This is a genomic window from Kineococcus sp. NPDC059986, from assembly GCF_040702905.1.
In the GTDB taxonomy this organism is placed as follows: Bacteria; Actinomycetota; Actinomycetes; order Actinomycetales; family Kineococcaceae; genus Kineococcus.
In genome coordinates, this window is record NZ_JBFBND010000035.1 from 15705 (window position 1) to 30755 (window position 15051).

Annotated in this window: 15 protein-coding genes and 1 tRNA gene; 12 read left to right on the forward strand and 4 right to left on the reverse strand. The window is 72.4% G+C overall.

Translation table 11 applies throughout. From position 1 onward, the window contains the following. The first annotated feature begins 228 nt into the window (after window positions 1-228). From nrdH to AB0637_RS20375, 8 genes are all read left to right on the forward strand, one after another. Window positions 229-468, forward strand: a complete 240-nt coding sequence (gene nrdH, locus AB0637_RS20340) for a glutaredoxin-like protein NrdH (protein WP_366174512.1) — start codon at window positions 229-231, stop codon at window positions 466-468. 1 nt (window position 469) lies between these two features. Beyond that, window positions 470-889: a class Ib ribonucleoside-diphosphate reductase assembly flavoprotein NrdI gene (nrdI, locus tag AB0637_RS20345; RefSeq protein WP_366174537.1), complete on the forward strand. Its 420-nt coding sequence runs from the start codon at window positions 470-472 to the stop codon at window positions 887-889. A 74-nt stretch (window positions 890-963) separates the two neighbouring features. Further along, window positions 964-3045, forward strand: a complete 2082-nt coding sequence (gene nrdE / locus AB0637_RS20350) for a class 1b ribonucleoside-diphosphate reductase subunit alpha (RefSeq protein WP_366174538.1) — start codon at window positions 964-966, stop codon at window positions 3043-3045. 28 nt (window positions 3046-3073) lie between these two features. After that, window positions 3074-4045: a class 1b ribonucleoside-diphosphate reductase subunit beta gene (gene nrdF / locus AB0637_RS20355; RefSeq protein WP_366174513.1), complete on the forward strand. Its 972-nt coding sequence runs from the start codon at window positions 3074-3076 to the stop codon at window positions 4043-4045. 67 nt (window positions 4046-4112) lie between these two features. Further along, a complete protein-coding gene (locus AB0637_RS20360) occupies window positions 4113-4874 on the forward strand; it encodes an SDR family NAD(P)-dependent oxidoreductase (RefSeq protein ID WP_366174514.1) in 762 nt (253 codons plus the stop codon). Further along, window positions 4871-6562, forward strand: a complete 1692-nt coding sequence (locus AB0637_RS20365; protein ID WP_366174515.1) for a hypothetical protein — start codon at window positions 4871-4873, stop codon at window positions 6560-6562. Before AB0637_RS20360 ends, AB0637_RS20365 begins: the two co-directional genes overlap by 4 nt. Beyond that, the gene (locus AB0637_RS20370; protein ID WP_366174516.1) at window positions 6559-7572 is read left to right on the forward strand and encodes an ABC transporter substrate-binding protein; all 1014 of its coding nucleotides are present in this window, start codon (window positions 6559-6561) and stop codon (window positions 7570-7572) included. Before AB0637_RS20365 ends, AB0637_RS20370 begins: the two co-directional genes overlap by 4 nt. 89 nt (window positions 7573-7661) lie before the next feature. Next, complete coding sequence (locus tag AB0637_RS20375) at window positions 7662-8447, forward strand: GAF and ANTAR domain-containing protein (protein WP_366174517.1); 786 nt, start codon at window positions 7662-7664, stop codon at window positions 8445-8447. Between the two features lie 4 nt (window positions 8448-8451). On the opposite strand, the gene AB0637_RS20380 is transcribed toward AB0637_RS20375, so the two are convergent. The 4 genes from AB0637_RS20380 to AB0637_RS20395 are packed head-to-tail and all read right to left on the reverse strand — an operon-like array spanning window position 8452 to window position 11703. Beyond that, window positions 8452-9090, reverse strand: a complete 639-nt coding sequence (locus AB0637_RS20380; protein WP_366174518.1) for a trimeric intracellular cation channel family protein — start codon at window positions 9088-9090, stop codon at window positions 8452-8454. Further along, window positions 9087-9860, reverse strand: coding sequence for a class I SAM-dependent methyltransferase (locus AB0637_RS20385; RefSeq protein WP_366174519.1), 774 nt, complete (start codon window positions 9858-9860; stop codon window positions 9087-9089). Before AB0637_RS20385 ends, AB0637_RS20380 begins: the two co-directional genes overlap by 4 nt. Window positions 9861-9877: 17 nt before the next feature. Then, window positions 9878-10624 carry a TIM barrel protein gene (locus AB0637_RS20390; protein ID WP_366174539.1) on the reverse strand — a complete coding sequence of 249 codons (747 nt, stop codon included), beginning with the start codon at window positions 10622-10624 and terminating at the stop codon, window positions 9878-9880. Window positions 10625-10650: 26 nt separating this feature from the next. Beyond that, a complete protein-coding gene (locus tag AB0637_RS20395) occupies window positions 10651-11703 on the reverse strand; it encodes a Gfo/Idh/MocA family oxidoreductase (RefSeq protein WP_366174520.1) in 1053 nt (350 codons plus the stop codon). Between the two features lie 100 nt (window positions 11704-11803). Here AB0637_RS20395 and AB0637_RS20400 point away from each other — a divergent pair, with 100 nt between their 5' ends. The 4 genes from AB0637_RS20400 to AB0637_RS20415 all read left to right on the forward strand — a co-directional run bounded on the left by AB0637_RS20400 (window position 11804) and on the right by AB0637_RS20415 (window position 15035). Further along, window positions 11804-12775, forward strand: a complete 972-nt coding sequence (locus AB0637_RS20400) for a LacI family DNA-binding transcriptional regulator (protein WP_366174521.1) — start codon at window positions 11804-11806, stop codon at window positions 12773-12775. 43 nt (window positions 12776-12818) lie between these two features. Beyond that, window positions 12819-12891 (forward strand) — tRNA-Lys (locus AB0637_RS20405). 58 nt (window positions 12892-12949) lie between these two features. Next, window positions 12950-13465 carry a LacI family DNA-binding transcriptional regulator gene (locus tag AB0637_RS20410; RefSeq protein ID WP_366174522.1) on the forward strand — a complete coding sequence of 172 codons (516 nt, stop codon included), beginning with the start codon at window positions 12950-12952 and terminating at the stop codon, window positions 13463-13465. A gap of 88 nt (window positions 13466-13553) precedes the next feature. Then, on the forward strand, window positions 13554-15035 hold the full coding sequence (locus tag AB0637_RS20415; RefSeq protein ID WP_366174523.1) for an SLC13 family permease: 1482 nt from the start codon (window positions 13554-13556) through the stop codon (window positions 15033-15035). The last annotated feature ends 16 nt before the right edge of the window (window positions 15036-15051 follow it).

The window sequence follows — 15051 nt, forward strand, 5'->3', positions numbered from 1 at the left end:
GGACGGTGTCGTCGCAGGTCAGGGGCTTGCGCTCCGTGCAGGCCCACCCAGAGCCGTCACGCCGCGAATCACACCGGTGTCACACACCATCTTGTGCCGGTTTTCCACACCGCCCCCTAGGGGTAGTGTTCAGAGCACCGAAGCAGGACGGGACGTCGGGACGGGGAACCGCTCAGGTCCTCGACACGGCACCGGCACCACAGACAGACCCGAGGGAAGGGACACCCGATGAGCATCACCGTCTACAGCACGCCGTCCTGCGTGCAGTGCAAGGCCACCTACCGTGCGCTCGACCGCAAGGGTCTGGCGTACGACGTCGTCGACGTGACGACCGACGCCGACGCGCTCGCGCTGGTGCGCTCGCTGGGGTACGTCCAGGCCCCCGTCGTCGTCGCCGGTGCCGACCACTGGTCGGGCTTCCGTCCCGACCGCATCGACGCGCTGGCGAAGGCCGCCGTCTCCGTCTGACCTGCCCCACCCAGGAGTTCCCGTGAGCCCCGGCGTCGTCTACTTCTCGAGCGTCTCCGGCAACACCCACCGCTTCGTGGACAAGCTCCAGCTCGACCGGCCGGCCTTGCGGATCCCGCTCCACGCCCGTGACGCACCCCTCGCCGTGACCGAGCCGTACGTCCTCATCGTCCCCACCTACGGCGGGGGGAACGGCGCCGGAGCGGTCCCCAAGCAGGTGATCCGCTTCCTCAACGACCCCGCCAACCGCGCCCTCGTCCGAGGCGTCGTCGGGGCCGGCAACACCAACTTCGGCGAGCACTACGCACTGGCGGGCGACATCATCGCCGCCAAGTGCCAGGTGCCTCACCTGTACCGCTTCGAACTCTTCGGGACGCCTGACGACGTGCGTCGCGTCCGCGATGGATTGGACTCCCTGTGACCCTCACCTCCGACGCCCCCGGGCTCGCCACCGTCCCGGCCCAGGGCTCGCCGAGCTACCACACGCTCAACGCGATGCTCAACCTCTGGGACGACGAGGGGAAGATCCAGTTCGGGGCGGACATCGAGGCGGCCCGGCAGTACTTCCTCCAGCACGTCATCCCGCGCACCCGCCGCTTCGAGAGCTTCGAGGCGCGGCTGCAGCACATGGTCGAGGAGGGGTACTACGAGCAGCACGTGCTCGACCAGTACTCGCCCGAGTTCGTCCGGTCGCTGACCGACCGCGCCCACGGCGCGAAGTTCCGGTTCGCGACGTTCCTCGGCGCCTTCAAGTTCTACACGAGCTACGCGCTGAAGAGCTTCGACGGCAAGGAGTACCTCGAGAACTTCGAGGACCGCGCGGTCATGACGGCCCTCACCCTCGCCGTGGGTGACGAGGCGCTGGCCACCGCCATCGTCGACGAGGTCATCGCCGGCCGCTTCCAGCCGGCGACGCCGACGTTCCTCAACGCGGGCAAGGGATCGCGCGGCGAGCTCGTCTCGTGCTTCCTGCTGCGCATCGAGGACGACATGGAGTCCATCGGCCGTGGCATCAACTCCGCCCTGCAGCTGTCCAAGCGCGGGGGCGGCGTCGCCCTGCTGCTGAGCAACATCCGCGAGTACGGCGCGCCGATCAAGAAGATCCAGAACCAGTCCTCCGGCGTCATCCCCGTGATGAAGCTCCTCGAGGACTCCTTCTCCTACGCCAACCAGCTCGGGGCCCGCCAGGGCGCCGGTGCCGTCTACCTCTCGGCGCACCACCCGGACATCCTGCGCTTCCTCGACACCAAGCGGGAGAACGCGGACGAGAAGATCCGCATCAAGACGCTCAGCCTGGGTGTCGTCGTGCCGGACATCACCTTCGAGCTCGCCAAGAACAACGAGCCGATGCACCTGTTCTCCCCGTACGACGTGGAGCGCGTGTACGGCAAGCCCTTCGGCGACGTCCCGGTGTCGGAGCACTACCGCGAGATGGTGGCCGACGACCGCATCCGCAAGACGCAGATCTCGGCCCGCGAGTTCTTCCAGACCCTCGCCGAGCTGCAGTTCGAGTCGGGCTACCCGTACATCGTGTTCGAGGACACCGTGAACCGGGCCAACCCGATCGCCGGCCGCATCAACATGTCGAACCTCTGCTCGGAGATCCTCCAGGTCAACACGCCGAGCCACCTCGCCGAGGACCTCACGTACTCCGAGATCGGCAAGGACATCTCCTGCAACCTCGGGTCGCTCAACATCGCCCTGGCGATGGACGGCGGGAACCTCGGGCAGAGCGTCGAGACCGCCATCCGTGCCCTCACCGCGGTCTCCGTCGCCAGCGACATCCAGTCCGTCCCGTCCGTGGCCCACGGCAACTCGCGCTCGCACGCCATCGGCCTCGGCCAGATGAACCTGCACGGCTACCTCGCCCGTGAGCGGGTGCACTACGGCAGCCCCGAGAGCATCGACTTCACGAACGTCTACTTCGCGGCCGTCCTGTTCCACGCCCTGCGGGCGAGCAACAGGATCGCGATCGAGCGCGGCGAGACGTTCGAGGGCTTCGAGAACTCCAAGTACGCCGACGGCACGTTCTTCGAGCCCTACGTGACAGAGGACTTCCTGCCCGCCACGCCGCGCGTGGCCGAGCTCTTCGCCCAGGCCGGCGTCGAACTGCCGACCCGCGCGGACTGGGCCGGGCTGAAGGCCTCGGTCGTCGAGCACGGGATCTTCAACCAGAACCTCCAGGCGGTCCCGCCGACGGGGTCGATCAGCTACATCAACAACTCGACCTCCTCGATCCACCCGATCGCCTCCAAGATCGAGATCCGCAAGGAGGGCAAGCTCGGCCGCGTCTACTACCCGGCGCCGTTCATGACGAACGACAACCTGGAGTACTACCAGGACGCGTACGAGATCGGCCCCGAGAAGATCATCGACGTCTACGCCGCTGCGACCCGGCACGTCGACCAGGGCATGTCCCTGACCCTGTTCTTCAAGGACACCGCCAGCACGCGCGACATCAACCGCGCGCAGATCTACGCGTGGCGCAAGGGGATCAAGACGATCTACTACATCCGCATCCGGCAGATGGCCCTCGAGGGCACCGAGGTCGAGGGTTGCGTCAGCTGCATGCTCTGAGCAGCCGGCCGCTGGGGAAGAAGGAACCGTGGAGAAGTTGAAGCTCATCGACCGCGTCAACGCGATCAACTGGAACCGTCTGCAGGACGAGAAGGACCTGGAGATCTGGAACCGGCTCACCAGCAACTTCTGGCTGCCGGAGAAGGTCCCGCTGTCCAACGACGTGCAGTCGTGGCAGAACCTCAGCCCGGAGGAGCGCACGCTCACGCTGCGCGTCTTCACCGGCCTGACGTTGCTCGACACCATCCAGGGCACGGTCGGGGCGGTCTCGCTCATCCCCGACGCGCTGACCCAGCACGAGGAAGCCGTCTACACGAACATCTCGTTCATGGAGTCGGTGCACGCCCGCAGCTACTCCTCGATCTTCTCCACGCTCGCGACGACGCGGGAGATCGACGAGGCGTTCGGGTGGTCGGAGCAGAACGAGGCGCTGCAGCGCAAGGCGTCCATCGTGCTGGAGTACTACCACGGTGACGACCCGCTGAAGCGGAAGGTCGCCTCCACGCTGCTGGAGTCCTTCCTCTTCTACTCCGGGTTCTTCCTGCCCATGCACTTCTCCTCGCGGGCGCAGCTGACGAACACCGCCGACCTCATCCGGTTGATCATCCGCGACGAGGCCGTGCACGGCTACTACATCGGCTACAAGTTCCAGCGCGGTCTCGAGCTCGTCGACCAGGCCAAGCGGGACGAGATCAAGGACTACGCGTTCGAGCTCCTCTACGAGCTCTACGACAACGAGTGCAAGTACACGGCCGACCTGTACGACGGCGTGGGCCTGACCGAGGACGTCAAGACGTTCCTGCACTACAACGCCAACAAGGCGCTCATGAACCTCGGCTACGAGGGCATGTTCCCGTCCGACATGACGAAGGTCGACCCGTCGATCCTGTCGGCGCTGTCGCCCAACGCGGACGAGAACCACGACTTCTTCTCGGGGTCGGGGTCCAGCTACGTCATCGGCAAGGCCGTCGCCACGGAGGACGAGGACTGGGACTTCTGACAGTCCCCGCCCAGTCGTCACCGGTCAACCGGTTGACAGAGCGGGGGTCGGTCGCGACGATCAGGTCGTGACCGACCGCCTGCGGGGCAAGACGATCCTCGTGACGGGGGCGGCGTCCGGCATCGGCCGGACCGTCGCCTCCGCTTTCGTCGCCGAGGGGGCGCTCGTCGCCTTCACCGACCGCGACGAGGCGGGCGCCGCCGCCGCGGCCGCACTCGCGGACCCCGGCGGGGGAGCGGCGTTCGGAGTCGGGCTCGACGTCACCGACGAGGACTCCGTCGTCCGAGGTTTCGCCGCCGTCGCCGCGCGGGGCCGCATCGACGTCGTCGTCGCCAACGCCGGCGTGCAGCTGTTCGGCCAGGACGCGCCCGTCGCCGACCTCGACCTCGCCGTCTGGCAGCGGACGCTCGCCGTGAACCTCACCGGCACGTTCCTCACGCTCAAGCACGCCGTCCGAGCCCTGTCCGAGCACGGCGGCTCGATCGTCGTCACGGGGTCCCCGACGGGGCTCAACGGCGAGGGCCGCGACTTCACGGCGTACTCCAGCAGCAAGGCCGGGGTGCACGGCCTGGCCCGGACCGTGGCCGCCGCCTACGCCGACCGCGGGATCCGGGTCAACACGGTCGTGCCCGGGTACACCGAGACCCCCCTCGTGACGACCATCTCCCAGGACCCGGCGTCCCGGGCGGCCATCGTCGGCCGCACGCCGTTGGGCCGCCCCGGCACCCCCGACGACGTCGTCGGCCTCATGGTCCACCTCGCCAGCGACGAGTCGTCGTTCTCGACCGGTGCCCTCTTCCGCGTGGACGGCGGGATGACCAGCTTGTGAGTCCCCACGCGGTCGACGAGCGCTGGGCAGACGGCGAACCCGCTCCGGTGCCGTTCTCGCTGGGCCGGTGGGCCGGACAGGTCCGCCGCGGCGGGTCGCTGTCGGACCTCACGTGGGACGGCGTGCCCGTCCTGAAGGCCGTGCGCGGGGTCGTGCGCGACCGGGACTGGCGCACCGCGCCCGTCGTCGTGACACGGATCGAGGCCGGCCGCGCCGACCTGCTCGTGACGGGCACCGCGGACGACGACGGCGGCGAGGACGGGGGTCGGGAGGGGGTCCACGTCGACCTGTCCCTGCACGCCACGGCCGCCGGGGAGCGCCTCGTGGTCGAGGTCCGCGCCACGGCCCGGACCGGTTTCCTGCGCAACCGACTCGGTCTCGTCGTGCTGCACCACGCGGACGACGCGGGCCGCGCGCTGACCGTGCACCACCCGGACGGCACGACGACGCGCACCCGGTTCCCCGTCGACGTCGCCCCGCACCAGCCCGCCCGCGACGTCGCGGGCCTGGCCTGGTCCCGACCCGGGGTCGACGTCGACCTGCGGCTGACGGGGGACGTGTTCGAGGTCGAGGACCAGCGGAACTGGACGGACGCCTCCTTCAAGACCTACAGCACGCCGCTCGACGTCCCCTTCCCCGTCGCCGTGGCCGCGGGCAGTTCCGTGGTCCACCGCGTCGAGGTCGCCGTGCGACCCACGGGTCCACCTCCACCCACGGTCGACGCGGCCACCGTCGCCTGGCGGGAGACCACGACCCCGTGGCCGGCGTGGGGGACCGACCGCCCCGTCGACGGGTTCCCGGGAACCCTCCTCGTGGAACTCCTGCTCGACGACCCGGACTGGCGGGCGACGCTCGACCGCGCCGTGGCGACGGGCCTCGCGCTCGACGTCCGCCTCGTCACCGACGACCTCGACGCCCTGTCCGCGGCCGTCCACCGGTTGCGGGGGCTGCCCACCGCGCGGCTGGGGGTCCACTCGGCGACCCGGCACGTCACGACCCCCGAGGCGTGGGCGGTCCTGGCGGCCGCCGGTCTCGACGCCGTTCTCGTTGCGGGGTCGCGGGCCCACTTCACCGAACTGAACCGGACCGTGGACGACCTGCCGGCCGCTGCGGCCGGGGTGGTGTTCGCCAGCACCCCGCAGATGCACGACACCTGGCGGGACCAGTGCGTGGACGCCGTTCCCGTGCAACGGCTCACGGCTCGCCAGGCGGTGCGCCTCGCCGCGGGCCGACCCGTCCACCTCGGGCCCGTGTCGGTACGCCCCCGGTTCAACGCGGTCGCGACCACGCCGACCCGCCTCGGGCGGTCCGACCCGTCCGCACCGCCCGGTCCGACCGGACCCGCCCTCACCGCCTGGTGCGTCGCAGCGGCCGCCGCGTTCGCCGTCGACGGCGTCGTGTCGGTGATCTTCGGGGACGCCACCGGCCCCGTCGCCGACGCCGTCCGCCTCCTGGCGCCCTTCGCGGGCCGGCCGCGCCTCGACCCGGACCGGGACCTGCCGCGGGGGGTGCACGTCCTGGCGATGGGCACCGCGGCGGCGGGTCAGGCCCTCGTGGTGAACCTGACGGACGCACCGCGTCGGCTCGTCGTCGGCGAGCTGGTCGTCGAGGTCCCGGCGGCCGACGTGGTCCCGTGCGCGTGGGGGTGTCGGCCGTCGAATGGAGGTGAGGCTAACCTCTTCTCGTGAACCGTCGCAGCGTCCTCGCCGCCCTCGCCGCCTCCGGCGTCCTGACCACCCTCACCGCGTGCGGCGGCGCCGACGAGCCGGCGGCGACCGCGTCCTCCACGAGCCCGACGTCGACCGGTGGCGCGTTCCCCGTCACGATCACCCACAAGTTCGGCAGCACCACGATCGAGTCCGCCCCCTCCCGCGTCGTGACGGTCGGCTACAACGAAGAGGACTTCGTCCTCGCGCTCGGCGTCACCCCCGTGGGCAGCCGCACCCCGCTCGGCGACTTCGACTCCGCGAAGCGGCCCTGGGCCGTCGACCTCCTGCCTGCCGGCGGCATCCCCTCGGTGGGGCAGAGCGAGCTGAACTTCGAGCAGATCGCCGCGCTGCGTCCCGACCTCGTCATCGGCGCCTACGCCTACCTGCAGCAGACGGACTACGACAAGCTCTCCGCGATCGCCCCGACCGTCGGCGACCTCGTCCCCGCCGGGCAGCCCGCCGGCTCCGACGCCGCTGCGACGTGGCAGGAGGAGCTCGCCGCGATCGGCAAGGCCCTGGGCAAGGAGGCGGAGGCCGGGTCGCTCACGGCCGAGGTCGAGGGGAAGTTCACGGCGGCGGTCGCCGCCAACCCCTCGTTCACGGGCAAGACGGTCAGCGTCGTCCTCTACAACCAGGGGTACTACGCCCTCGACGCCGCGGACCCGCGGGGGAACTTCTTCCTCCAGCTCGGGTTCACCGCGAACCCGTTGTCGGGCAGCGTCAGCGAGGAGCAGCTCGTCCAGCTGGACACCGACGTCCTCGTCGTCCTCGGCCTGGGCAAGGCGGAGTTCGCCCAGAACGCGGTCGCGGCCCGCCTCGGCGCCGTCACGGAGAACCGGACCGTCTACGTGCCCACGTTCGCGTCGGACTTCGCCGGAGCCCTGGGGTTCTCCAGCCCGTTGTCGCTGCCGTTCGCGCTCGAGCAGGCGGTGCCCGCCCTCGCCGCCGCGACCGACGGGAACCCGTCCACGGTGCCGGCCGACCTCTGACCGGGCCGGACGCCGCGACCGGACCGCGCCCCGCGGCGCGGTGAGGGCCGGGCATCGGTCATGATGGCTGCGCACGTGCAGCCCAGGGCGTGACATCGGAGTGGACCGGGGACGAGAAGTCGGCGCAGAGCCGACGCCAGGAGGGCTCGGGCGTGGACGTGCGCGCCGACGCGGTGGCTGCCGCTGTCAACGACATCGCTGCTGTGCTCGCCGAGCACGGTGAACCGCTGGACCTCGCGCACCGGCTCGTGCGTCACTGCGCCGAGCTGCTGTCCGCGTCCGCGGTCGGTCTGCTCGTGGAGGACGCACGGCGCGACCTGCGACTCCTGGCCGCGACGCCCGGCGAGACGCGCGAGGTGGAACTCCTGCAGCTGCAGCTGGAGGAGGGGCCGTGCGTGGACGCCTACCGCACGGGCAGCGTCGTGTCCGTCGCCACCGCCGCCGAACTCGCCGCCCGGTGGCCGCGGTTCGCCGTCCGGGCCGCGGACCTCGGCGTCGTCGCCGTCCACACGGTTCCCGTCCACAGCGGGGGCCGGACGATCGGCGCCCTGAACCTCTTCCGCGACCACGAGGGCGCGTACTCGCGCGTCGAGTCCGACGTGGCGCGCGCGATGGCCTCGTTCGGGGCGGTCGGCATCACCCAGCTCGAGCACGTCGCCCAAGGGGCGCGGCTGCAGGCCCAGCTGCAGGAGGCCCTCGACAGCCGCATCGTCCTGGAGCAGGCCAAGGGTGCTCTGGCGCAGCGGTTCCGGGTGCACCCCGACGACGCCTTCCAGCGGTTGCGGACGCAGGCCCGCAGCGAGCGGCGCCGGCTGCGCGACGTCGCGCAGGAGGTCGTGGACGAGCTGGTGCGGCCCGCCCCGGTCGAGTCCTGAGCGGTCAGTCGAGGTCCTCGGGGGAGGCGAGCGTCGCGCGCGGCGCCTTCCACCCGCGGAGCGCGCCCCCGGTGCGCAGGGCGGCGCACAGCACCCCACCCACGAACGCGGCCGGCCCCGACGACACCCCGAGCAGCGGCCCGACCACGGCGACGACGGCGCCCAGCAGCGCCGGGACCGCGTAGAGGCCGCCGGTGAGGATGCTCGGCACCTTGCGCACCAGGACGTCCCGCAACGTGCCGCCGCCGACGGCCGTCAGCCCGCCGAGCAGGATGGCCTGTCCCGCGTCCGCGCCCGCGTCGACGGCGAGCTGCGCACCCGTCACGGCGAACAGCGACAACCCCACGGTGTCGAAGACGAAGATCGGCCGGGCCATCCGCGCCAGCAGCCGGTGGCTCCAGAACGCCACGAGCGCGCCGCCCGTCGCGATCGCCAGGTAGTACCAGGTGCGGAACGTCGCCGGCGGCAGCTCCCCCAGCAGGACGTCGCGCATGATCCCGCCCCCGACGGCCGTCACGATGCCGAGGGCCACGACGCCGAACAGGTCGAGGTGCGTCGACCGCATCGCCGTCAGCGCCCCGTCCAGGGCGAAGGCGAAGACCCCCACGAGTTCGAGCAGCAGGAGGAAGCCTTGAGCGGTCACCCGCCCGATTCTGCCGCGCCGGACGAGGGTCGGCGGTACGCGAGCAGGCTGTAGGAGTTCGGCAGGCGGCCGTCCCACGCGGCGGCCTCGACGTCGCCGGGCCTCCAGAACGGTTCCGGGTGCTCGCGCAGGACGGTCACCGTCAGGCCCGCGGCCGCGACCGCCGTGACGACCTCGCCCAGCGGGTGCTGCCACTCCACGGCCCCGTGCGCGGGGAAGGTGTCGTTGACGTGGGAGGCGGCGAAGTAGCCGCGGTCGTCGCGCAGGCGCGTGGCCGCTGCCTCCAGGTCGTAGAGCGGGACCATCGGGTGCGCCTCGTGGACGAAGAGGTGCCCGCCCGGTCGCAGCACCCGCGCCGCCTCCGCCGCCCACGCGTCGAGGTCCGCGACCCAGACCACAGCGCCCTTGCCCGTGTAGACGAGGTCGACGGACCCGTCGGGCACGGGGAAGGGCGGGACGTCCGCGCGGAGGTAGCGGATCGGCGCGTGGAGCGTGTCGGCCCGTTCCTGCGCGGACGTCACCGCCTTCTCGTCGTAGTCGAGGCCCGTGACGCGCACGGCCCCCGCGTGGAGCAGGGCGTGGTCGTCGACCCCGTTGCCGCTCATGGGGTGCAGGACCTCCGGACCCTGGGCGAGCAAGGAGCCGACGAGGTCGAGCTCGTGCGCGAAGAGGGTCGCGGTGCGGGCCTGCTCGAGGAACTCCGCGTGCTCCCGGACGTACTTCTCGCCGGCGCGGCTCCAGGCCTCGCGGGTGCGGTCGTGGTCGTCCACGGACCGATCCTGCCGGATCAGCGCGTGAACGCCTCGCGGAACGCCCTCAGCGCGGCGTGGTCGTCGCCCGCCGCGTACGCCTCCATGGCGATGGTCCCCGTGTACCCCACCTCCGCCAGGACCCGGGCCAGCGCCGGGTGGTGAACCTCCCCGGTGCCCGGTTCGCACCGGCCGGGGACGTCGGCGACCTGCACCTCCCCGAGCCACGGGGCGCTCTCGCGGACCAGTTCCACGAGGTTCCCCTCTCCGATCTGGGCGTGGTAGAGGTCGAGGTTCATCCGCAGGTGCGGGCTGTGGACCGCGCGGACCAGTGCGCGGGTGTCCGCCGCCCGTGCGAACGGCACGCCCGGGTGGTCGACGGTGAGGTTGAGGTTCTCCAGCACGAACACGACGTCGTGCCGGGCGCCGAGGTCGGCGACCCGGCGCAGCGTCCGTTCGGCGGCCAGCCACATGTCGCCCGTCACGACCTCGACGGGGCGGACCGGCAACCCCCGGTCGTCCAGCCCGGTGCCGTGCAGGTTCAGGACGGGCGACCCCAGGACGCGCGAGGCGGCGATCGACCGCTCGGCGCTCGCGAGCAGGCGGTCGGCGCCGTCGGGGTCGACGAGTTCCCCGTCGACGTAGCCCGACATCGACGTGAACCGCGCCCCCGTGGCGGCGAGGTCGTCGAGGTCCTTCGTCCACCAGCTCCAGATCTCCACGCCGAAACCCTCGGTGTGCAGCGTCCGGACGCGCTCGACGAACGGCAGGTCGCGGAAGACCATCTCCGCGCAGACCGAGAGCGAGGGGTTCACGACTGCCGCGCGTCGACGGTGCCGGCGACGGCCGCGGGGTCCACGGGGCCACCGGAGCGGACCGAGGCGATGCAGGACAGGGCGACCGCGAGGGCGCGTCGCGCGTCGTGCCCCGTCACGACGGGGTCCCGCCGTTCGGCCACCGCGGTGGCGAACTCGGCGAGCTCGGCGGCGTAGGCGTCCCCGAACAGTTCCACGTCGCCGCGCGGGGTGTCGGCGTGCCGGCCCTGGGCGTCGAACACCGCCAGGTCCTGCCGCGGTCGCCCACCGATCTCGAGCCGGCCACGGGAGCCGAAGACCTCACCCCGCACGTCGTAGCCGTAGGTGGCGGAGAAGCTGGCCTCGGCCGTGGCGAGGGCGCCGTTGTCGAAGCGGATCGTCACGACGGCCGTGTCCAGGAGCCCCGACGCCTTGAACTCCGGCGCGACGAGCGCGTCCGCGACGGCGTACACCGAGACGGGTTCGGCGCCGGGGTTGAGCCACAGCAGCGTGTCGATGTCGTGGATGAGCGTCAGGACGAAGATCGCCCACGGCGGGACCCGGCTGTAGTCCGGCTGACCGGGGTCGCGGGTCAGGGAGCGCAGGAGGTGCGGGGTGCCGATGCGCCCGGCGTCCAGGGCGGCGCGGGCGGCGGCGAACTCGGGGGAGAACCGCCGGTTGAAGCCGACCTGGAACGGCACGCCCGCCGCGGTCGTCGCCGCGATGCCGCGGTCGACCTCGGCGAGGGAGAGGCCCGCGGGCTTCTCGCAGAACACGCCCTTGCCGGCGCGGGCCGCCGCCTCGACGAGGTCGGCGTGCGCCTCGGTGCTGGCGGTGACGACGACGCCTTCGACCGCCGGGTCGGCCAGCAGGTCCTCGACGTCGGCGGCGGCGCGGGCGCCCAGGGGTTCGGCCAGCGCGGCCGCGGCGCCGGGACGCGGGTCCGCGACGGCCACGAGACGCGCACCCGGGACGCGGGTGGCCAGGAGCCGCGCGTGGGAACTGCCGATGCGGCCGGCGCCGACGAGGCCGATGCCGGTGGGGCGGGACGGGAGAAGGGGTGCGGACACGACGTCGCCTCTCTGCGTGGCCTAGACCGCTCTAGTGCTAGACCGCTCTAGGTTGTCGGCACGGGGTCGCGACGTCAAGCGGGCCGTTAGGGTGCGTGCGGTGCAGCAGGTGACGATGGCCGACGTGGCCGCGCGGGCCGGGGTGTCCCGCGCGCTCGTGTCGATCGTCATGCGCGGCGTGCCCGGCGCGAGCCCGGAGAACCGCGAACGCGTGCTGCGCGCCGCCGCCGAGCTGGACTACCACCCCGACCAGCGCGCCCGCCTGCTCGGGTCGGGGCGCAGCCGCACGCTCGGGGTGGTCCACGGGCTGCACGAACCGTTCCACGGCGACCTGCTGGAGTCGCTGTACTCCGCCGTCGCCGGGACGCCGTGGCGGCTGGCGCTCGAACCGCGCGGGCGGATCCGCGCCGAGGCGGTGGCCGTCCGGGCGCTGCTGGACCAGCGCGTCGAGGCCCTGCTCCTGCTCGGTCCCACCGCTCCCGCCGCCGACCTCGCGCGGCTCGCCGCGCGGGTTCCCGTCGTCGTCCTCGCCCGGTCCCTGCGGGCCGGCCGGGCGGACGAGGTCGGGGTCGTGCGGACCGACGACGAGGCCGCCGCCCGCACCGCCGTCGAGCACCTCCTCGCCCTCGGCCACCGCCGGATCGTGCACGCGCACGGCGGCCGCGCCCCCGGTGCCGCAGAGCGGCGGGCCGGCTACCGCCGCGCCGTCACCGCCGCCGGACTGGTGCCCGAGCTCGTGCACGGGCCGGACCACGAGGTGGTCGACGACCTCGTGGCGGCCCTGCCCGACGCCGTCCTCGCCTTCAACGACGAGGCCGCCGCCGGTCTCCTGCACACCCTGCGCGCCCGTGGGGTCGCCGTCCCCGGCGACGTGTCCGTCGTCGGCTTCGACGACAGCTCCGTCGCCGCTCTCCCCACCGTCTCCCTGACGACCGTCGGTCAGGACGCCGACCGCCTCGCCCGCCTCGCCGTCGAGCAGGCCGAGGGGCGCGTCGAGGGCGTCGAAGCGGTGCAGCGGGAGGTCGTCGTGCCGCCGCGGCTCGTCGTGCGGGGGAGCACGAGGGCGCGCTGAGCCTGGAGCGGGTCTGCGATGATGACCCCGGACCCCCGGGTCCGGGCCTCTAGCTCAATCGGCAGAGCAGCGGACTTTTAATCCGCGGGTTCAGGGTTCGATCCCCTGGGGGCCCACCCGAACCCCTCGTTGACCTGCCAGCGTGGGTCGGGACCGGTGGCGGGGAGGCGGACGGTGAAGCGGGTCTCGCTGGCCGACGTCGCCCGGGCGACGGGGCTGGGGCGCGCGACGGTCTCCCGTGCCCTGTCCGGTCACGAGGAAGTCGGCGCCGCCACGCGCGCACGGGTTCTCGACGTCGCCAAGGACATGGGCTACCAGCCCAACGGAACGGCGCGGGCGCTGCGGACGGGACGTCACCAGGTCCTCGCGCTCACCCTGGCGACGCACGGACCGGACACCGGATCCGGCCACGCCGCTCAGGTCCTGGCGCTCGCACTCGTCGCAGCGGACCTCGGGTACCGGTTGCTCGTCGACGTCGTCGACCTCGCGGGGACGTCCGCCGCCACGGCGTTGGGGCACCTCGACGGTCTGGGCGTCGACGGTGCTCTCGTCCTCGTGCCACAGGCGTCTCCCGGGCTCGCGGACGACGTCGTCCTCGCGCACGAGGTCGTGGCGGGGGCCGACGTGGACGCGGCGGTCGCGGGACTGCGGGTCCTGGTGACGCGGGTCGAGGGCCGGATCGAGGGATAGTTCGCCCGGGTCATCGGGTGTACTGTCTCCGGAATCGATTCCGGACGTCCGTCCGGACCGTCCGACGTCCGCACCGCTGGAGCTGCTGATGACCGGCCACGCCTGGTACCTCCTCGTCGTCCTCGTGGCGGCGATCGCGATCCTCGTCGCGCTCATCAACTCCCGACTGCGGCTGCACCCCTTCGTCGCCCTCCTCGTGACCGCGGTCGCGACGGGCCTGCTCGCCGGGGAGTCGCCGGCGAAGCTCGTCGACGCCCTGGAGGAGGGCGCCGGCGGGATCCTCGGCGACGTCGGCGTGACGTTGGCGCTCGGGACCATGCTCGGACGGCTCCTGGCCGACTCGGGGGCCACCGACCGCATCGCGAGGGTCATCGTCGCGCGGGCCAGCGCCCGCGCGCTCCCGCTCGCCATGGCGGCGGCCGCGTTCGTCATCGGCGTCCCGATGTTCTTCGAGGTCGGCCTCATCGTCCTGCTGCCGCTCGTGTTCGGCGTGGCCCGTCGGGTGCGGACGGAACGTCCCGAGATCGGTTCGCCCTACACGTTGCTCGTCGTCCCGACCATCGCCGCGCTCTCCACCCTGCACGGACTGGTCCCCCCGCACCCCGGCCCCCTGGTCGCGGTGAGCGGCCTGCACGCCGACCTGGGCAAGACGATCGCGCTCGGCCTGCTGTGCGCGGTCCCGACCGTCGTGCTCGCCGGGCCCGTCTTCGCCCGGTTCCTCGCCGACCGTGTGCCCGTGCAGGCCGACGACTCCCTCGTGGAGCAGTTCGTGGGGGCTCGCCGGGAACCCGCGACGGCGAGCATGGCCGGCGCAGGGGTTCCCGCGCGGTCCGGTGGACCGGGCGCGACGGGGGGACACGGAGACGGGCACGGGCGGGGTGCCGGGGTCGACGGGGCGGGCACGGAGGTTCCCGTCGCGACGGCGTTGTTCTGCGTCGCGGTCCCGGTCCTGCTGATGCTGGTCCGGACGGTGGCCGAGATCGTCCTCCCCGACGGCAGTCCCGTGACGCAGACCGCAACCCTCCTGGGGGACCCGGCGATCGCCATGCTCGTGGGGTTCCTCGTCGCCTACGCCCTGCTGGGCATCGGCCGCGGGCGCGGCGGGGAGGAGGTGCGACGCTCGGTCTCGGACAGCCTGAAGCCCGTCGTCGGCATCCTGCTCATCATCGGGGGCGGCGGGGCCTTCAACGGAGTTCTCAAGAGTTCCGGGATCGGTGGGGCCATCGCGACCGCCGCCGAACACGCGCACGTCGACGTGCTCGTCCTCGGCTGGTTGCTCGCCCTGCTGCTCTCGGCGACCACGGGATCGGCGACCGTCGGCATCGTGTCCTCCACCGGGATCGTGGCTCCGCTGGTCCACGATCCCGGCAGCTGGCACACCTCCCTGCTGGTCATCGCCATCGGCGCGGGGTCGATCGGCCTGAACTGGGTCAACCACGCGGGGTTCTGGCTCGTGAAGGAGTCCTTCGGCATGACCTTGGGGCAGGCCACGAAGATCCACACCACGACCCAGACCCTCGTCAGCGTCATCGCCCTGGCGATGGTGCTGCTGCTGTCGATCTGGGTGTGACGGTGCCGGTGCTCGC